The following is a 19,594-nucleotide window of genomic DNA, read 5'->3' as shown; positions in this document are numbered from 1 at the left end:
TCCCCGACGCCGCGCGGTGCCGGGTCGACAGATCGGTGTTGATCCGCACCGACTCCGCTGGTGGCACACACGAATTCGTCGATTACCACACCAGGTGACGATCCGGCTGTTCAGTCGGGTTCGGGCTGACCGCCGCGATCGGCGGGCTGTTCGAGACCCTGCTGCCCGCGGCGTGGACACCCGCCCACGGCACCGACGGCCTGGCCAACCTTCCATTGCACGGACTCGACCAGGACCGAATCCGGTGTGCCATCCTCATGCTGGCCAGGCGAACTGACCGCCTGGACTCAACTGCCGTTGTTCGACGCCACCCCGGTACGACGGTGGGAACCCAAAAAGCTACGACTCCGGCTGTTCTCGATTGCGGCGAGACTGTCCCGGCACTCCCGACGGACCCGACTCGTACTCGCCACCACCGCACCCTACACAGCCTTCTCCTCGCTGGAATAGCGGGCGTGCAGCACTGCCCGTCCCCGGCCGACCTGCCAGCCAACTCCGACCCGCCAATCGAAGGAACCACATCTCGGGGCCGTGAACCCCGACGCCCACCGACGCCCACCGACGCCTCGGACGCGACGTCACGGCCTCGGTCCGGAATCCGGTCCACAGACCGCCCCGCCCGGACGACTCACCGTAGGAACGCCACCTCACGACATTTCGGGCCTGGCGGCCGGCAGTCTCGGGCCTAGCGGCCGGCGGCGTGTCGGCCCGCCCGGCGCCCGAAGTAGGAGCCCTCACCGAGTTGGGTTCCACTGGCATACCCCTTGCTGTCCTGGGCGATGTTGGCGGCGCAGGCGCCGGCGGCGTACACACCACCGATCGGTGCGCCGGTGGCGTCGAGCACCTCACCGTCGACCGACGTGGACATGCCGCCCATGGTGAATCCGGCGTACATCGCCTTGCCGAGGCTCATGTCGAACACCGCCCACGGACCGTGATCCTGTGCGGCGAGGAACTCCGGCGCCTTGTGGAAGTCGGGGTCCTCGCCGCGGGCGGCGTCCACGTTGTAGCGATCGAGCGTGGCCTGTAGCTTTCCGGCCGGGATGCCCAGGGACTCTTCCATCTCCGCGATCGTCTCGAAGCCGTCGAGGAGCGGGACGAGCGGCATCCGCGGACGCTGGAGGTGGGCCTCGTCGACGATCAGGTAGGCCCTGGACTCGGGCTGCTCGATCGCGAACGCCGATGTCCGGGAGTGATAGGAGTCCTCGGCGACGAAGCGGTCGCCGTTCTTGTTCACTGCGATCCCGGTGAGCAGGATCGACGGCGGATACAGCGGGGCGGTGCAGAACGCCTGGTCCATGTGCTCGAGCACGGCACCCACCGACACCCCCAGCCGCAGGCCGAGGCCGTCGTCGTAGGTGTTGCCCAGCACGTAGGGCTTCTCGGCGAGCCACGGCACATGCTCGGCCACCATCTCGGAGTTCATCACGAAGCCGCCGGCGGCGATCACGGTGCCGGTGGCGTGGATCGCACCCTCGGTGCCGTCCAGCGCGCGCCAGGCGACCCCGGCCACCGATCCGTCGGTGTCGACGACGAGGTTGCGTGCGCCGGTCTCGTACCGCACCTCGACGCCGAGTTCGGCGAGCCGCTTGACCAGCAGGTCGACGATCATCGCAGCACCACCGGTGTCGCCGGGCACCGGGACCTTGTGGCCGCGCGGTGCGGGGACGGCCATCGTGTGGAACGGCCACACCTTCTCGTTGCCGGTGTACATCAGCCCCTGCGTCCCGGGCTGGACGACGTCCTTCTCCGGGTAGTAGCTGCGCTCGAAGGTGAAGCCGAGGGCCTCGAGCCAGTCGAAGTGGTCGACGCTGTCGACACAGTAGGCGTGGATCTTCGCCGGCTCCGGGTCCGCCGACACCGCGGTGATGTACTTCTCCATCTCCTCGGCGGAATCGGCGTGACCGGTGGCCCGCTGCACCGCGGTACCGCCGCCGAGATAGAAGTGCCCGCCGGCCAGGGCGGTGGTGCCACCGGCCTGGGCCGCCCGCTCGAGCACGATGACCCGTGCACCGTACGAGGCCGCCTCCACCGCGGCACATCCACCGGCGATGCCGAGGCCGATGACGACGACGTCGACCTCGTCGCTGAATTCTGTGACGTCGCCGAGGGCGACGGTGTCCGGGATCTCGGTGCCAACTGCCATGTCGACAGCGTAACCAAGAACTAGAACATGTTCTAGAACTTGTTCCAGTCCGCCCGACGGGCAGGCGTGCCCGTGTCACGCATCCGATCGACCCCCGGGCCGGTGAACCTGTCCGGCCGGCCCCGGCAGGGGTATCAAGGGGGCATGACACCCGCGTCCGGCCGTCCATCACCCACCGGGATCAGTGGTTCGACGGCGGCCGCACTGTTCGCCGGACTGATCGCGGTGGGTGCGGCGCTGGCGGCCGGTGAACTGGTCGCGGTGATGGTCTCACCCGACGCGGCGCCGTTCCTGGCCGTCGGTTCCACCGTCGTCGACCACACGCCGACGGCCGTGCGGGAATGGGCGATCACCACCTTCGGCACCTCCGACAAGGTGGCCCTGTTCACCGGGATGGCGGTGATCATCGCGCTGATCGCCGCCGGCTGCGGTCTGCTCGAACGCCGGTGGCCACCGGCGGGCTCGGTGGTGATCGCGGCCTTCGGCCTCCTCGGGGTCCTCGCCGCGCTCGGCCGGCCCGGATCGACGGCGTCGTTCGCGGTGCCCTCGATCGCCGCCGCGACCGTGGGGGTGGTGGTGCTGCGCATCCTCGTCGGACTGATCGGTCACCGTGGAGGCTCTGCCGGTCCCGACGCCGCCGGAGAGGAGACCGGAACCGGGGTCACGCGTCGATTCGTCCTCACCGCCGCGGCGATCGCGGCGGCTGCAGCCGCCGTCGGTGCCATCGGGCGGGCCCTGCTCGCGGACGCCGCGGCCACCGTCGCCGACCGTGCCCGGGTGCTGCTGCCGACCCCGGCGCGGCCCGCACCGCCGGTGCCCGCCGATGCGAACCTGCATGTGCCGGGTGCCAACCGCTTCGTCACCGCCAACGCCGACTTCTACCGCATCGACACCGCGCTGCAGGTGCCGCGACTGACCACCGAGGGGTGGAGCCTGCGGGTCCACGGGATGGTCGACGAGGAGTTCACCCTCGACTGGGACGAACTGGTCGCGATGCCGATGACCGAACGTCTGGTGACGCTGACCTGTGTGTCCAACGAGGTCGGCGGCGACCTGATCGGCAATGCGCGCTGGCTGGGCGTTCCGATGGCCGCCCTGCTCGACCGCGCGGGTGTTCGGCCGGGTGCCACCATGCTCCTCTCGACCAGCTCCGACGGCTGGACCTGCGGCACCCCGGTCTCGGCGGTCACCGACAACCGGGACGCGCTGTTGGCGATCGGGATGAACGGCGAGCCGCTGCCGATCGAGCACGGATACCCGGTGCGGCAGGTGGTTCCCGGCCTCTACGGTTATGTCTCGGCCACCAAATGGGTCGTCGACTGGGAGCTGACCACGTTCTCGAAGGCGCGCGCCTATTGGACCGACCGCGGGTGGTCGGCGACCGGGCCGATCAAGATCGCCTCGCGCATCGACCGGCCGTCGTCGAGGGGGGATCTGCCCGCCGGTGACGTGGTCGTCGCGGGCACGGCATGGTGCCAGCATGTCGGGATCGAGGCCGTGCAGGTCCGCGTCGACGACGGTCCGTGGCAGGAGGCGACACTCGCCGCCGACTACAGCGACGACACCTGGCGGTTGTGGCGATACGACTGGGCCGCGACACCCGGCGTGCACCGGGTCGAGTGTCGTGCGGTGGGCAAGGACGGGAGGGTGCAGACCTCGCAGATCGCCGACCCGGTGCCCGACGGTGCGACCGGCCTGCACTCACGCCAGTTCACCGTGACGTGAGCCGCCCCGCGGCAAGAAGGACCGTTTTGCTAAACAAGTGTCTGTGGTAAGACGATCTGCGGACAGGCGGCGCGACATGCGCCGGATCACGACGGCAGCCGCGGCGGCATGTGTCGCAGTGTCCTTGTGGGCACCGGCGGCGGGTGCGGCCACCGATGAACCGGACCGGCCCGTGGTGCGTGCGCAACCGGGCTGGCTGCCGAAGGACCTGGGCCGCGATGCCACGGTGATCCTGACCCCCGGAACCGGCGAGGAGGTCGCGGTGACGGGCGCCGACATCCTCGGCGGCAGCTCGGCGGTCGGTGGCGCGCAATACGGCCGCACCGTGGAGATCGGCTTCTACGACCCCTTCCGCCCCAGCGTCCGCTTTGTGCACTACCCGCAGGCATTCGGATTCCATGCCTTCGGCCGCACGATCGACCTGCTCGGTGAGGGCACCTACAACGATTCCGTGGACGACGGCACCCGGGAGGCACTCGCCGACGCCCGACAGGCTTGGGCCGCACAGGGTTCCACGGGCACCATCATCCTCAACGGCTACTCGCAGAGCGCGCCGGTGGCGATGAACGCCGCCTACCGGCTTCATCAGCAGTCCGAACACGGCGTCCCCGGCGCGATCGACGACGACCACCTGGTCGTGATCTCCGGTGCCGACACCCGGTTCCCGGAAACCGGGATCGAGTCCGTGCTGCCGAGTGTGGTCCCGGGCCTGTACACCAACGGTCCGCGTGACGAGTCCGCCACCGGCGACGTCCCCGTCATCCAGTACTGCGTACGTGGGGATGCGGTGTGCGGCATGGGGAATCCGCTGGGCGACCCGTTCGCCACGGCCTTCTACCTGATCCCGGGTGCGACCATCCACGGCAAACTCGGCGACCAGGTCAACACCTACCCCGTGGAGAAGACCTGGACGGTCGGCAGCACCACGTATGTGGTGCTCGACGCCGGTAACCCCTGGGGAGTCGAGCTGCGGCGCAATGGAGTCCGGCTCCCCAAGGACTTCGACGCCACCCTCGACCGACTCGTTCCGGTGCCGGTGCCCGGCGAGGCCGCGCACGATGCCGCCGGACGCCGGATCGCCACTCCGCGGGAGATCCAGCAGCAGTGGACGCACTCGCTGGGCCTGCAGCTGCCGGTCACCGACCCCGATGCGGTCGACCACGAGCGGCAGGCGACCGCTACCCAGAATCCGGTTCCGCGCATCACGCTCCCGCAGCCGACGGTGCGTCAGGACGTATCCGGGGCCTCGGTGAGCGTTGCCGGGTTCACGCTCACCGTCGGCGCGCGCGGGGTGTCGCTGGGCGCCGCCGACCCCGACCCGTCCGACTGAGCACGCCGCCCGACCGACCCGCCGACCGGGCGTCCCCGACGCGTCGACCCCATCTCGCCGACCCCCCGCCCGAGGGGTCGGCGAGATGGTCTCTCCCCCACGTCGCCCCGCACTCGATGGGGATCCATCACCGATAACGCGAGGTCCGGGCCGATTCGGTGACGTCGAGGTGAACGGGTCTCCGAGGCCTACCGGTGGGTAAGTCAAGACTAAAGTGACCAAACCGACTGAGTGATCTCCGGCGGATGTCTGCATGTTATGTTCGTCGGACGTTTTTCCTCAATGTCGGGCCGGCGGTCGACCGCGTCGTGCCCGGCGCATCCTCGTCGAAAGGCCGAAGCGCGACCCGACCGGGCCGCTCGCCACTGCCGACAAAACCGACTAAGTGAGAGACAACAAGAAATGAGTGTGGGTGTCGTTCGCGAGACGGCCCCGGGGGAGCGCCGTGTTGCGCTCGTCCCGAAGGTGGTCGCCTCGTTGGTGGGCAAGAAGGTGCCCGTGATCGTCGAGGAGGGAGCCGGTCTGGGGGCATTGATCCCGGACCAGGACTTCGTCGACGCGGGCGCGACGATCGGCGATCCGTACGGCGCCGAAGTGGTGCTGCGGGTGTCGCCGCCGTCGGATGCCGAGATCGGGCGGTTGCACAGTGGGCAGAAGTTGATCGGCTTCCTCGCGCCACGCAACTCCGACAACAAGATCGGTGCGTTGAAGGCCGCAGGCGTCGAGGCGTATGCCGTCGAGGCCATTCCGCGTATCTCACGTGCCCAGGTGATGGACGCGCTGAGTTCGCAGGCCAACGTGTCGGGCTACAAGTCGGTGGTCGTGGCGGCGGATCTGTCGACGCGGTTCTTCCCGATGCTGACCACCGCGGCAGGCACGGTGAAGCCGGCGACGGTGCTGGTGCTCGGCGTGGGTGTGGCGGGTCTGCAGGCCCTGGCCACGGCGAAGCGTCTGGGTGGGCGTACCACCGGCTACGACGTGCGCCCCGAGGTCGCCGAGCAGGTGCGATCGGTGGGTGCGCAGTGGCTGGATCTGGGTATCGACGCCGCCGGTGAGGGCGGTTATGCGCGTGAGCTGACCGAGGCCGAGCGTGCCCAGCAGCAGCAGGCGCTGGAGGAGGCCATCAAGGGCTTCGACGTGGTGATCACCACCGCGTTGGTGCCGGGTCGTCCGGCGCCACGGCTGGTGACGGCCGCCGCGGTCGAGGGGATGAAGCCGGGCAGTGTCGTGGTCGATCTGGCCGGGGAGACCGGCGGCAACTGCGAGCTGACCGAACCGGGCCAGACCGTCGTCCGCCATGACGTGACGATCACCTCGCCGCTGAATCTGCCTGCCACGATGCCCGAGCACGCCTCCGAGCTGTACTCGAAGAACCTGTTCGCGCTGATCGATCTGATGCTCGACGACAACGGTGCGCTGGTGCCGGACTTCACCGACGAGGTGGTCGCATCCGCCTGCGTCACCCGCGATTCGGAGGTGTCGGCCTGATGGTCACCGGAATGTATACCGGCCTGTTGGCCAACATCGCGATCCTCGTGCTCGCCGGCTTCGTCGGCTTCGCGGTGATCTCCAAGGTCCCCAACACCTTGCACACCCCGCTGATGTCGGGGACGAACGCCATCCACGGCATCGTGGTGCTCGGTGCCATCGCCGTCATCGGTTCGCTGCCGCCGAACGCGGGCTGGGGCGTGTACCTGATCTCGTTCGTCGCCCTGGTCTTCGGAACGCTCAACGTGGTCGGCGGCTTCCTCGTCACCGACCGCATGCTGGGCATGTTCAAGAGCCGTCCGGAACCGAAGAAGGACGGTGACAAGTGAACATCGACATCTTCAACGTCTTCATCGTCCCCACCCAGACCGCTCCGTCGAGCTGGAGCTACCTGGTGTCCGGGCTCTACATCCTGGCGTTCGGTCTGTTCATCTACGGTCTGATGGGTCTGACCGGCCCCAAGACCGCGGTGCGCGGCAACTGGATCGCCGCGATCGGCATGATCATCGCGATCATCGCCACCCTGCTGAACGTCCCGATCCGCAACGGTGAGCTGGGTGGCCCGGCCGGATCGCATGCGTCGACGCCGACCATCAACTGGGTGCTCATCGCCGTCGGTCTGATCGTCGGTGTGGCCCTGGGTATCCCGCCGGCACTCAAGACCAAGATGACCGCCATGCCGCAGCTGGTGGCGCTGTTCAACGGCGTCGGTGGCGGCACCGTCGCGCTGATCGCGTGGGCGGAGTTCATCGAGACCGACGGATTCCATCACTTCCGTGACACCCCGGCCGGTCCGGTGGTGGCGGGTTCGCTGATCGCCGCGATCATCGGTTCGGTGTCGTTCTGGGGTTCGCTGGTCGCGTTCGCGAAGCTGCAGGAACTGCTGAACAAGAACCTGGAGAAGTCGCTGGTCAAGGCGGCCAAGAGTTTCCAGCTCGCCAATATCGTGCTGATGGTGATCTCGCTGGCCATCGCGATCTTCCTCGCGGTCGACGCCTCCAACGGCGGCGGCGCGAGTGTGTGGTGGATCGTCGGCCTGCTCATCGCCTCCGGCGTGATGGGTCTGTTCGTGGTGTTCCCGATCGGTGGCGCGGACATGCCCGTCGTCATCTCGCTGCTGAACGCTCTGACCGGTCTGTCCGCGGCGGCCGCCGGTATCGCGCTGAACAACACCGCGATGATCGTGGCCGGCATGATCGTCGGCGCGTCGGGTTCGATCCTGACCAACCTGATGGCCAAGGCGATGAACCGGTCGATCCCGGCCATCGTGTTCGGTGCCTTCGGTGGTGGCGACGAGGGTGGTGCGGGTGCGGTCGGCGGCGCCGGCGGCACCGTCAAGGCCACCTCTCCCGCCGACGCCGCGATCCAGATGGCGTATGCCAACCAGGTCATCGTGGTGCCGGGTTACGGTCTCGCGGTGGCGCAGGCGCAGCACGCGGTCAAGGAGATGGCGAGTCTGCTCGAGAGCAAGGGCGTCGAGGTCAAGTATGCGATCCATCCGGTCGCCGGCCGTATGCCCGGGCACATGAACGTGCTGCTCGCCGAGGCGGACGTGCCGTATGACGCGATGAAGGAGATGGACGACATCAACGGTGAGTTCAACCGCACCGATGTCGCCATCGTGATCGGCGCCAACGACGTGACCAATCCGGCCGCGCGGAACGATCCGAGCAGTCCGATCCATGGCATGCCGATCCTCAACGTCGACCAGGCCCGCTCGGTGATCGTGCTCAAGCGCGGTATGAGCTCGGGGTACGCGGGTATCGAGAACCCGCTGTTCTACCTCGATCAGACGTCGATGCTGTTCGGCGACGCGAAGAAGTCCGTCGACGCGGTGATCGAAGAACTGAAGGCGCTGTAGTACCGGCTCCGGTAGCGGTACGCACCCTCCGAACGCCCTGGGGCCCTGGCCTCGGGGCGTTCGGCGTTATCGGACCGTCATCGGATACGTGCCTGACTGTTGCCGAAGACAACTACTGTTACGCCAGTGACTGGTGTGACCAGAGTGAAGCGATTTCGTTATGTCGCCGCCGGTGTGATCGTGGCGTCGGCCGTGACCGGTGCCGCGGTGGGTTCGATCCCCGTCGGGGAGCATCCGAGGGTGACGACCGTGGCCGTGTCCACCGATCCGGCGACGCTCTACAACGACGCCCAGCAGAAGTTCGGTTCCGGTGACGTGACCGGCGGACTGGCGGCCTTGCGGCAGGCGGTCACACTGTCGCCGGCCGACGGGCAATCGCTGGCCCTGCAGGCGATCTGGAGTGATCAGGTCGACGATGCGAGCACCGCGGCCGGTGCCCTCGACCGGCTGACCGTGGTCAATCCGCTGCTGGCCGGCACGGCGCGAACGGTCACCGAGGCGGTGCGGACCGCCGCGGCGATCGTGCCCGCCTCCGAACCGCAGCAGGTGGCCGGCAACCCGGCCATCGTCATTCTCGGATTCGGGTTGAGTCCTCAGGGCGAGATGGCCCCTGAACTGGTCAAACGCCTCGAGGCCGGGCTTACGCAGGCGCAGATGCTGCGGTCGGCGCCGATCGTCGTCACCGGCGGAAAACCGCAGAACGGGGTGACCGAGGCCGGCGCGATGCGCGCCTGGTTGATCCGTCGGGGTGTCGACGCGTCGCGGATTCTCACCGAGGAACAGTCGGTCTCCACCGTGTCGAATGCGCAGAACACCGTCCCGATCCTGCGGCCCCGCGGCGTCACCGACATCGTGCTCGTCACCTCACCGAACCACATCCGGAGGGCAGCAGCAGATTTCGGGTCCACCGGGCTGAAAGTGGTGAGCACCGTCACCACTCCCACGGATCTGGCGAAGTACGCCACCCCGTTGGCCAAGGACAAGCAGACCGGAATCCGGGTGGAGGCCACCCGCACCGCCGGACTGCCCGCCTCCCGTAAACCACTGCTGTCCACCGACGAGCTCCCCGATGTCGGTCCCGGGCTGCTCGGCGAGATCGGTGGCAAGGTACTCGAACAGTTGCGCAATGGAGGGTCTTCCGGAGGCTGAACCCTGCTCACCGTAGGATGACCGCCATGAGCTCACCTGGCGCCTACGACGTCGACATGCGCTCACTGATCGACGTGCTCGGCACCAACCTGTACTCGAATCCGGGTGTCTACGTTCGTGAATTGGTGCAAAACGCCCTCGACGCCCACACCGTCGCCGGTACCGCCGACGCCGAGATCGCCATCGAGACAGACGGTGTGGAGTTCCGCATCGACGATCACGGTTGCGGGATGTCGCGGTCGGTGATCGCCGACCTGCTCGGCACCATCGGCCGCAGCTCCAAACGTGACGACCTCGGGTTCGCCGACGACGACACCATCGGGCAGTTCGGGGTCGGATTGCTCAGTGCCTTCCTCGTCGCCGACGCCGTCGACGTGGACTCCCGCACGCCCGACGGGGAGCCGGTGGGCTGGGCGGGTTCGGTGGCGGGCCGGTTCACGGTGACCGACGGCACCCGCGCCGAGCCCGGCACCACCATCCGGCTGCGCGCCCGCCATGGCAGCGAGAAATGGCTGCACCCTCATCGAGTGCGACGATTGGTCACCGACTACATCGGCCTGCGTCGCACCCCGATCCGGGTGAACGGCGAGCCGATCACCCCGGTGGCCGACCCGTTCGGCGTCGGCCTCAACGCGGGTGAACGGGCCGCACGGCGAATCGCGTTCTGTCAGGACGAATTCGGGTTCACCCCTCTCGAGACCTTCGAGCTCGCCGTGCCGCAGGCGGGACTACGCGGGGTGGCGTATGTGCGGCCGTCGGCGTCGGATCCGACGCAACGGGCCGGCCACCGCTGCTATGTCAAGGGACTGCTGGTCGGTGACGTCGCCGACCTGTTGCCCGACTGGGCCTACTTCGTGCGGGTGGTGATCGACGCACAGGGCTTGGCGCTCACCGCATCCCGGGAAGGGCTGGTCCGCGACGAACTGTTCGCCGAGGTCCGTGACGGCCTGGCCGGTCAGGTGCGCGACTGGCTGGTCCGGCTCGGCGATCACGCCTCGGCCCGTGAACGTTTCCTGGCCGTCCACGAACTGGGGGTCAAGGCGATCGCCCACCGGACACCGGAACTGCTCCGCTTCGTCGACCGGCACTGCCGGTACGAGACCAACGTGGGTCCGATGTCGTTGTCGGCGTTCCGTGCCCGCTTCGGCACTCTGCGATACACCTCGAGTGTCGACGACTTCCGCGTGCTCGCCGACATCCTGACCCATCGCGGGGTGGGACTGATCAATGCCGGTCATGCCTTCGAGGCCGGCGTCATCCGAGAACTCGTCCACGCGGACCCCGACATCAGCTGTGAGTCTGTCACCCAGCAGTACCTCCTCGGCCAGATCGGGACGGCCTCCGCCGGCGATGCCGACACCTATGCGGTGCTGCTCGATGCCGCGCGGCGCGCCCTGCTGCGCTTCGACTGCCGCGCCGAGACCGGCGCATTCGAACCGGAATCGGTTGCCGCCGTGCTGATCACCGACGACTCTGCACAACTCGACCGCGATCGTGAACAGCTGCTGGCCAATGTCGAGGGCAAGCCCGATGCCTGGCTCTCGGCATTGGCGGGTCTGGTCTCCGACACCGAGCCGGTGGACGGACGGCCCACCCTGGTGCTTAACACCACCAACCCGCTGATTCAGCGGCTCAACGGGATCCACGACGAACTGGTGCGTGGTGCGGTGCTGCGGACCGTCTACGGCCAGGCCGCCATCCGCACGCGCCGCCCGGTCAGCGGGGTGGTGGCCGCCGAGGTCGACGAAGCGCTCGGAATCCTCGCCGATCTCGCGGCACGAAGCATCGATGTGGCGAATCCGCCATCGCCACGGTCGGATCCGTGACGAGTTGACATGTGGCATGGGTGAGAGGTGGGAATGATCGGTCCGTCCAGGAGTGATGACGAGCTCGAGCGGTTGCGGCGCGACCTGTGGGAGGCCCGCTACGGGCATGCCGGGCTCGGACAGCACGACTTCACGCCGTATCCGTCGTTGATCGCCCGGGCCGATGCGCTCGGGGACCGCCGGGTGATGTTCACCGCCCGGCTCGACGCGGCGATGTCGGTGTCCTCGTGGGGGCCGTCGGTGGACCAGCTGACCCTCGTCGCCTGGATGCTGGCCGATCTCGACACTCGCGGAGCCGAACTGGGGCTGCGCGAGAACGAGATGTACGAGGTGTTCGTCATGCTCGCCGACGTGGTGATGACTGCGGTCGATCTGCCGGCGATGGGCTTCGACCAGATCCGGGCGCTGGTCGCCGACTGGACCTCACGGGCCACCGTAGCGGGCTACCCCACCTCGGCGGTCGAGGCATACGTCGAGGCCGAGATCGCGTTGCACCAGGGCGATCCCGGACGGGCCGTGGACATCATGGAACCGATCGTGGGTACGCCGCCGCCGCCCGGATGGTGTGCCGACTGGCTGGAGGCGGGACTCACGCGGCTCTATGCCGAGGCGGGGCGGGACGGTGATGCCATCTCGCTGGGTGAGGGTGGGCTCGTCGACACCGGGAACCGATGTGGGTTCTTCCCGGCCGAACCGTCGTATCCGCTGATCGGACCCTATGTGCGTGCCGGGCGCCGCGACGACGTCATCGCCGCGGTCCATGCGGTCGACCGGGTGTGGCGTGAGCCCTCGATGATGGGCCGGGCCGCCGAGTCGCTGATCGGTCTGCTGCAGGTCGACGAACTCTCCACCGCACATCAGCTGGTCCTGCGTCATCTCGACCGGATCGACGAGGCGTTCAGTCCGATGACCGAGTTGCAGCAGGCGACCGCGATCGGTGCGGTGTTCGCGTCGGTGGCCAGTGTCGATCCAGATACAGTTGTGGCGCAACGTGTTTCACCGTCGCAACCGGCCCGGGTTCGGCCGGTCGGCGAGCTCGCCGACGAATTCGCTGCGCGCGCCCGTGATCTGGCGCAGCGGTTCGACATCCGCAATCAGAACACCGTCGTCTCCGACCGCACCGAGTGGCTGCTGGCCGTACGGGGCGGTGGCGGCCAGGAGGCCGAGGTGGTGCCGGTGACGCGGCGGGATGCCGCCGGCCTGCTGTCGGGGATGTTCGCCTTTCGGGCGGTCTCCGATCGTCGGGCCGAGGAGTGTGCGGACCTGTTGCGGGACAAGGTTTCCGAACTCTCCGAGGTGGAGCGGGGCCGGGCCGACCAGGCGCTGGCCTGGGACCGTCGACGTACCGACCCCGACCTGGCCGTCGTCGAACTGCGGGCGGCCGCGGATCGGGCGTCGGCGATCGGTCGGCCGCACTGGGCGATGCAGTCGCGGTTGCTCGCCGACGCCCTCGAGGTCGATCTGACGGCCGGGTTCTCCGCGCCGTCGGCCGACCTCGTCCCCGATCCGGGCTGGGAACCCGAACGGCAGGCGAACATCTGGAACATCCGGGCCATGCTGATCTCGGGAGCCGACCCGTCGGCGGCGACCGCGACCCTCGACCGGGGACTGGCCGTCCTCGCGCACCCCGACGCCGCCGTCCGATTGCGTGAGGGTGTCGGCTCACCGGTGGCCGACTCCTGGATGCTCAAGGCCACGATGCATCGTGCCCGCGCCAATCTGCGTGGGGCACAGGATCTCGAATTCGCCGACGACGCCGATGCCGCGGTGTCGGCCGCGCGCCGGGCCGTGGCATCGGCGACGGGTCCGGATCAGCGGATGGAGGCCCGCGCCGAACTGGTCGAGGCATTGCGGCTCGCGTCGGCCGACCAGCAGCAGCGTGATCCGGCCGGGCTGGAGCCGCTGCTGGACGAGGCCCTGATCCACTCCCGTTACGTCCAGCGTGCCGAGGTACTCATGCACCGTTACGAGATCCGGCTTGCCGCAGGTGATCTCGATGGTGCGGTCGATGATGCCGAGCATGCGCGTGCGGTGCTCACGGTGGAAGGGCTCGCCCACACCGCCGACAGCGTGGCGCTCGACCTGGCGGGAGTGATGGTGGAGCGGGGCGACGACCCGCAGTCGGTGATCGGTATCGTGGGACCGGTCACCGACCGGATGACGGCTCTCGGCGACGACTATCACGCCGATCGCGGCAGGCGGGTGATGGCCACCGCCCAATCGCGGGCGGGGCTGCACGCAGAGGCGGCGACCACGGTGACCTCGGTGCTGGAGACGCTGCCGCCGGATGCACCCGAGGACGACAGGGCCCGGCTGCTGCGTTTCCGGGCCGACGAGCGCGATGCGGTCGACGACGCGGTGACCGCGATCGGCGACTACCTTGCGGCCGCCGACGTCTTCGAGGGGATCGGGGCGCCGGTCGATGCGGTGGACGCCCTGCGTCGCGCCGCGATGGCGTCACACACCCTGCGTGATGTGTCCTCCGCCGAGGACCACCTCGCCCGCGCCGGCCGGCTCCTGGCCGCGCTCCCGGACGGTCCGGACACCGTCTACACCCGGGCGCAGGTGGACATCGCGGCCGCCGAGGTCCGCGCGGTCGCCGATCCCGACGGTGCGCGGGTGTTGCTGGCTGCTGCACTCGAGGCCGCCCGGCACAACGGGTGGATTCCGCTGGTGGTGGCGGCCTGCGCGTCGGCGGCCTGGGTGGAGTACTCGCAGGACGACCGGCAGGCCGCGCACGCCCGGATCGCCGAGGGGCTCTCCTACGCCCCGGACGACTCGACGCTGCTCGACATGCGGGCGTTCATCGGCGACCTGCCCGACTGAACTCCTCGGATGCCGGGTCGGGTCAGAACATGACCGAGCGGAAGTGTGTGATCAGGCGATCGCCCTCGAGCATGTGGAAGGCGATCCCCGGTGGCTGACCGCGGTTGACGATGTCCTGACCCTCGAACGGCAGGTTCAGGGTGGAGGCGATGCCCGGCGCCACGCACAGCGGGCGGCCTGCGAAGCGGGTCACACATGCCGAATGGGCATGACCGCACAGGAATCCGACGATATTGGGGTGCCGGTCGACGAGTTCGGCCAGCCGGTCTTCCCCGGTCTGGCGGATGGTGTCCATGAAGGTCATCTGGATCACGACCGGTGGGTGGTGGAAGGCCACCAGCACTCGGGTGTCCGGACCGGCCGCGGTGATCTGTGTCGACATCCAGGTGAGGGTCTCGGCGTCGATGAATCCGTCGTTGCGCCCGGGGATCGAGCTGTCGACGACGAGGAACAGCACGCCGTCGATCAGCCGGGCGGAGTTGACCGGTGTCGAACCGGGTTCGCCGAGTACGAACTCTCGGAAGCCCTCCCGGGTGTCGTGGTTCCCCACGGTGATCAGGGTGGGCAGCGGACTGTCGATCACCCCGTGCGCCTCGCGGTACTCCGACGGGCTGCCCTCGTCGGCGATGTCGCCGGTGATCAGAAGTGCGTTGATGCCGTCGGCACGCGCATTGATGTAGCCGAGCGCCGACTCGATCCGGGCGCGGTTGAAGCGCGTCCCGTTGAAATGCAGGTCGCTGATGTGGGCGACGACGAACACTCGGGCTCCCTCGGTCTCGGCTTCCCTGAGGCTAGTCGTCGGTGCACGCCGGGGCACGGTGAGGGTGTCCCGGCATCCCTCAGTGCAGGGTTCGGTGGAACAGCTTCTGCAACTCCGCGAAATGGTGTTCGGTGGCGTCGTGGTTGTACTCGGCGGTGTCGGACATCGTGTAGCCGTGTCGAGCACCCGGATACACCGTCGCGTGGTGGGTCACCCCGGAGGAGCTCAGTGCGTGCTCGAACTGGGCGATCGCAACCGGCGGCAGGGACCGGTCGCGGTCGGCGTGCACCGCGAGCACCTCACCGCGCACGTCGGGCACCCAGAGGTGGGGACTGGCCGATGTGTCGGTGACCAGGCCGCCGGTGTGGAACATCCCGATGGCGGCGACATCGTCGGGCAGGGTGGCGCCGGCCAGCAGGGCCAACCGTCCGCCCATGCAGTAGCCGGTCACCCCGATCGGTCCGGACGACACCTCCGGGCGGGCGTGCAGGGCGTCGACGTAGGCACGGAGGTCGGGGGTCGCGAGGTCGGGGGTGAGCCGGCGGATACGCGGCATCGCCTCGGCGAGGAACGCTGCCCTCGAGTCGTCGTCGAGGAACTCGACGGCCGGTGAGGTGGCTGCGGCGTCACCGTCGCGGTAGAAGACGTTGGGGGCGAGCACCACATATCCCCACGACGCGATGCGATCGGCCATCTTCTCGATCCGCGGCCGCAGGCCGAACGCATCCATGATCAGCAGCACACCGGGCAGCGGGACGTCCGGATCGTCGGTGTCCGAAACGGGTTGTGTCAGATAAGCTTCGGCGATTCCGTCAGGGGTGGTGACGGTGATTGTCGCACCGCGGGTGTCGGTCATCCGGTGGTCTCCTCTTTCTGGTCGGGGTGGCGAGCGATGCGCAAGGGTCGTGGGGATTGCACTGATGATCACAGGTCACCGGGCAGTTTGTCCCGGCGGATGCCGCGCCAGCTCGGGTGCCGCAGATGTCCGGTGGAGGTCCAGTCCATGAACTGCACCTCGCCGACGATCTTGGGCAGCACCCAGATCGCGTTCGCGGCGACCGGACGGTCGAGCTTGTCCAGGAAAGGAGAGCGCGAGATCCGCAGTGGTTCGAGTTCGGCGGCGAGTGCGGCCAGTCCGGCGTCGGTGAACCCGGTGCCGACGCGTCCGACGTAGCGCAGACCGGTCTCCTCGGGCAGTCCGAGGAGCAGGGAACCGATGGTGTGTGCGCGGTTGCCGTTGCCCGGTCGCCAGCCGCCGATCACCACCTCGATGTCACTCCAGTTCTTGTGCTTGAGCCAGGTGGTGGTGCGACGTCCCTGCTGGTAGGTCGACGTGCGGCGCTTGGCGAGGACACCCTCGAGGTGGTGTTCGCGGCTGTGGGCCATCGCCGCGGCGCCGTCACCGCCGAGCAGTGGGGGGACTTCGACGTGACGGGAGTGCCGAAATGCGGGCGCGAGCTCGTCGAGCAGTGCCCGTCGTTGCTCCCACGGTGTGCGTAGCAACGACGTCCCGTTCAGGTAGAGGATGTCGAACAGATACAGCTTGAGGGTGAGCGGTTCGGTGGCGCTGTTGCGCCCGGCGAGCAGGGTGAAGTTGGTGCGGCCGGTGGAGTCGAGGGCCACCACCTCGCCGTCGAGTACGGCGTCGATCAACCCGAGATCGTCGGCGATGGAGGCCAGTTCGGGAAAGTCGGCGGTCATGTCGAGTCCTGACCGCGACGTCAGCCGGAACTCGCCGCCGACGTATCGCACCAGAATCCGGTAGCCGTCCCACTTTCCCTCGAAGGCCCAATCCTTCTCCGACAGCCCGTCGATCGGTTCGTCGGTGGCCAGCATCGGCCGTGGATCGCGCAGGCTGTCGGGCAGGATCGGGCGCGCCTCGTCGGCCATCAGATGCGCCAGCCAGTTCTTCTCGCCGGTGCGGATCAGGGCGTAGCGACCCTGAATCCTGTTGCCGTGCAACCTAACGATGACCTCGTCGTCGCGCCACTTCTCGGTCTCGTAGGTACCGCGGTCCCAGATCGCGACATGTCCGCCGCCGTATTCGCCGGCCGGGATGTCGCCGGCGAAGTCGGCGTAGTCGAGTGGGTGGTCCTCGGTGTGCACGGCGAGGCGGTTCTGGCCCGGATCGGTGGGCAGGTTCTTGGGGATCGCCCAGCTGACCAGCACACCGTCGCGTTCGAGGCGGAAGTCGTAGTGCAGCCGCCGCGCCCGGTGTTCCTGGATGACGAAGATCGGCCCGGTCCCGGTGGCGGCGGTCTCGGCACGTTGCTCGCGGATCGCGTCGTCGCCGAACGGTTCCGGGGTGACCGATGCGTCGCGCTTGCGTCGGTAGTCCCGCAGGTTGATCACCTGGCCGGAAGGGGTCTCCGCGGGCGGCTCGTGTGATCCCGGGTCCGCGGAGTCCCCCTCGGTATCGGGATCGTCGAGTCCGTCGAGCAGGTCACCCATCTCGTCGATGCGCTCGAGTACCTCGGTGTAGAGCAGTTGCCGAAGATCGGGGTCGTCGAGTTCGTCCCAGGTACGTGGGGCGGCCACCCAGGGCTGTGTCCGGCCGCGGAGCGAGTAGGGGGCAAGGGTGGTCTTGGCGGCGCTGTTCTGACTCCAGTCGATGAAGATCTTCTGGTGGCGTTCGGTTTTCGCCATGGTTGCGGTGATCGCGTCGGGGTGGGTGTGGGCCAGGGTGGTGGCGATCTGTCTGGCCACGGTGCGGGCCGAATCCGACGACACCGGGGTGCGGAACCGCGCGTACACGTGAATTCCCTTGCCGCCGCTGGTCACCGGATACGACGCGAGCCCGGCGTGGTCGAGCATGTCGCGGATGGCGAGAGCCACCTCGGCGCATTCGCGCAGTGGCACACCCGGTCCCGGATCGAGATCGAGGACCAGACGGTTGGCCTTGGGCCCCTCGGTGGCGAACCTGTCCAGGGACTCGGTGTCGGCGGTGGGCAGCCGCCACTGCGGGGTGTGCAGTTCCAGGGCGGCCATCTGTGCGAGCCACACCAGGGTGGCGGCCGAGTCGGCGACGACGTACTCGATGATCCGGCTGCTGTGTTCGACGCCGTGCCGGGCCACCCAGTCCGGGATTCCCTCGGGGACGGCCTTCTCGAAGAAGGGTGTGCTCTGCACGCCGTTGGGCCAGCGCTTGCGGGTGATCAGCCGCTGCGCGAGGTGCGGGAGCATCACATCGGCGACCCGTGTGTAGTAGTCGATGACGTCGAATTTCCGGGTCCCGGTCTCGGGATAGAGGACCTTGGCCAGGTTGGTCACCGTGATGCGGTGACCGTCCACCTCCAGGGTCTGTCCGGATGCCATGGTTCAAGCGTGCCACGCCCGCGGGCGTCGATGTGATGGCACAATGGCCCACATGCGCTCGATCTGGAAGGGCGATCTGAGCTTTGGCCTGGTGAATGTGCCGGTCAAGGTGTACTCGGCGACGGAAAGCCACGACCGCAAGTCGTATCAGGTCGACTCCGCCGACGGCACCCGCATCCGCTATCGGCGGGTGCGGGAGGGCACCGACTCCGAGGTCGACTTCGCCGACATCGCCAACGCCTACGAGTCCAGCGGTGGTGAGACCGTGGTGCTCACCAAGGACGACCTGTCCACACTCCCGGTGCAGAAGAGCCCCGAGATCTCGATCCTGGAGTTCGTCCCGGCCGATCAGGTCGACCCGATCTGCTTCGACAAGCCGTATTACCTGGAACCGTCGTCGAAGTCCCCGAAGGCCTATGTGCTGCTGGCGCGGGCACTGCAGGAGACCGACCGGCTGGCGATCGCGTCGTTCACCCTGCGCAACCGCACCCGGATGGCCGCGCTACGCGTGATCGAGCCGGGTGTGATGACTCTGCAAACCCTCTTGTGGCCCGACGAGGTGCGCGCCCCGGACTTCGGTTTCCTGGGTGAGGACGTCGAGATCCGGCCGCAGGAGCTGTCGATGGCGTCGTCGCTGATCGAATCGATGGCACAGGACTACGATCCGAGCGAGTTCTCCGACACCTACCAGGAAGAACTGGCCAAACTCATCGACGCGAAGGCCACCGGCGGCGAGGCGTTCCCGGAGGTCGACGAGGATGCGGGCGCCGACGAGGACTCCGAGGTCGCCGACCTGCTGGCCGCCTTGCGCGCATCGGTGAAGGATCGCGGCGGATCGTCCGACGAGACCGCTGCCGACAAGACCGCAGACAAGGCCCCGGCGAAGAAGGCACCCGCGAAGAAGGCGGTTGCCAAGAAGGCCCCGGCAAAGAAGACGACGGCTGCCAAGAAGACCACCGCGAAGAAGACCACCGCGAAGAAGACGACCCGCCGCGCCAGTTGACCGGTGGAGGGTTGGCGAGGTCGGCTGCGGAGGTTGCCGGTTGCTGATTGAGCCGGGACCGAGCCCCGGAGGGCGAGGACCCGTGTCGAAATCTCTGCGGCTGGGATGGGTGGTGGCCGGCTCTGAGGCGGGAGGGTTGGCGAGGTCGCCTGGCGGAGGTTTCGT

General features: G+C 68.3%; 14 protein-coding genes. 10 read left to right on the top strand and 4 right to left on the bottom strand.

Annotated features, from left to right (window positions below):
• Positions 1–246 precede the first annotated feature (246 nt).
• Positions 247–450, top strand: a complete 204-nt coding sequence (locus ACWDUA_RS01230; RefSeq protein ID WP_449749182.1) for a transposase — start codon at positions 247–249, stop codon at positions 448–450.
• A 235-nt stretch (positions 451–685) separates the two neighbouring features.
• Here ACWDUA_RS01230 and ACWDUA_RS01225 read toward each other — a convergent pair whose 3' ends face one another.
• Positions 686–2,146 carry an FAD-binding protein gene (locus tag ACWDUA_RS01225; RefSeq protein ID WP_449749181.1) on the bottom strand — a complete coding sequence of 487 codons (1,461 nt, stop codon included), beginning with the start codon at positions 2,144–2,146 and terminating at the stop codon, positions 686–688.
• Positions 2,147–2,290: 144 nt separating this feature from the next.
• On the opposite strand from ACWDUA_RS01225, the gene ACWDUA_RS01220 reads away from it, so the two are divergent.
• From ACWDUA_RS01220 to ACWDUA_RS01185, 8 genes are all read left to right on the top strand, one after another.
• Complete coding sequence (locus ACWDUA_RS01220) at positions 2,291–3,871, top strand: molybdopterin-dependent oxidoreductase (protein WP_449749180.1); 1,581 nt, start codon at positions 2,291–2,293, stop codon at positions 3,869–3,871.
• A gap of 118 nt (positions 3,872–3,989) precedes the next feature.
• A complete protein-coding gene (locus tag ACWDUA_RS01215) occupies positions 3,990–5,201 on the top strand; it encodes a PE-PPE domain-containing protein (protein ID WP_449749179.1) in 1,212 nt (403 codons plus the stop codon).
• A gap of 402 nt (positions 5,202–5,603) precedes the next feature.
• A complete protein-coding gene (locus tag ACWDUA_RS01210; RefSeq protein ID WP_449749178.1) occupies positions 5,604–6,689 on the top strand; it encodes an NAD(P) transhydrogenase subunit alpha in 1,086 nt (361 codons plus the stop codon).
• 11 nt (positions 6,690–6,700) lie between these two features.
• Positions 6,701–7,018 carry an NAD(P) transhydrogenase subunit alpha gene (locus ACWDUA_RS01205; RefSeq protein ID WP_053776365.1) on the top strand — a complete coding sequence of 106 codons (318 nt, stop codon included), beginning with the start codon at positions 6,701–6,703 and terminating at the stop codon, positions 7,016–7,018.
• A gap of 2 nt (positions 7,019–7,020) precedes the next feature.
• Positions 7,021–8,550, top strand: a complete 1,530-nt coding sequence (locus ACWDUA_RS01200; protein WP_449749386.1) for an NAD(P)(+) transhydrogenase (Re/Si-specific) subunit beta — start codon at positions 7,021–7,023, stop codon at positions 8,548–8,550.
• 135 nt (positions 8,551–8,685) lie between these two features.
• A complete protein-coding gene (locus tag ACWDUA_RS01195) occupies positions 8,686–9,699 on the top strand; it encodes a YdcF family protein (protein ID WP_449749177.1) in 1,014 nt (337 codons plus the stop codon).
• 26 nt (positions 9,700–9,725) lie between these two features.
• On the top strand, positions 9,726–11,525 hold the full coding sequence (locus ACWDUA_RS01190) for an HSP90 family protein (RefSeq protein WP_449749176.1): 1,800 nt from the start codon (positions 9,726–9,728) through the stop codon (positions 11,523–11,525).
• A 33-nt stretch (positions 11,526–11,558) separates the two neighbouring features.
• Positions 11,559–14,351 carry a hypothetical protein gene (locus ACWDUA_RS01185; RefSeq protein WP_449749175.1) on the top strand — a complete coding sequence of 931 codons (2,793 nt, stop codon included), beginning with the start codon at positions 11,559–11,561 and terminating at the stop codon, positions 14,349–14,351.
• Positions 14,352–14,373: 22 nt separating this feature from the next.
• On the opposite strand, the gene ACWDUA_RS01180 is transcribed toward ACWDUA_RS01185, so the two are convergent.
• From ACWDUA_RS01180 to ACWDUA_RS01170, 3 genes are all read right to left on the bottom strand, one after another.
• Positions 14,374–15,111: a metallophosphoesterase family protein gene (locus tag ACWDUA_RS01180; protein ID WP_449749174.1), complete on the bottom strand. Its 738-nt coding sequence runs from the start codon at positions 15,109–15,111 to the stop codon at positions 14,374–14,376.
• Positions 15,112–15,190: 79 nt separating this feature from the next.
• Positions 15,191–15,967 (bottom strand): dienelactone hydrolase family protein, encoded by a 777-nt coding sequence (locus ACWDUA_RS01175; protein WP_449749173.1) that lies wholly within the window; start codon positions 15,965–15,967, stop codon positions 15,191–15,193.
• Between the two features lie 68 nt (positions 15,968–16,035).
• Positions 16,036–18,426 carry an ATP-dependent DNA ligase gene (locus tag ACWDUA_RS01170; RefSeq protein ID WP_449749172.1) on the bottom strand — a complete coding sequence of 797 codons (2,391 nt, stop codon included), beginning with the start codon at positions 18,424–18,426 and terminating at the stop codon, positions 16,036–16,038.
• A 52-nt stretch (positions 18,427–18,478) separates the two neighbouring features.
• Between ACWDUA_RS01170 and ku the strand changes: the two genes are divergently transcribed.
• On the top strand, positions 18,479–19,429 hold the full coding sequence (gene ku / locus ACWDUA_RS01165) for a non-homologous end joining protein Ku (RefSeq protein WP_449749171.1): 951 nt from the start codon (positions 18,479–18,481) through the stop codon (positions 19,427–19,429).
• Positions 19,430–19,594 lie beyond the last annotated feature (165 nt).

It is taken from the genome of Gordonia sp. NPDC003376 (assembly GCF_053589235.1).
The sequence above is the reverse complement of the archived record's forward strand: the minus strand, read 5'-3'. Positions and strand labels throughout refer to the sequence as shown.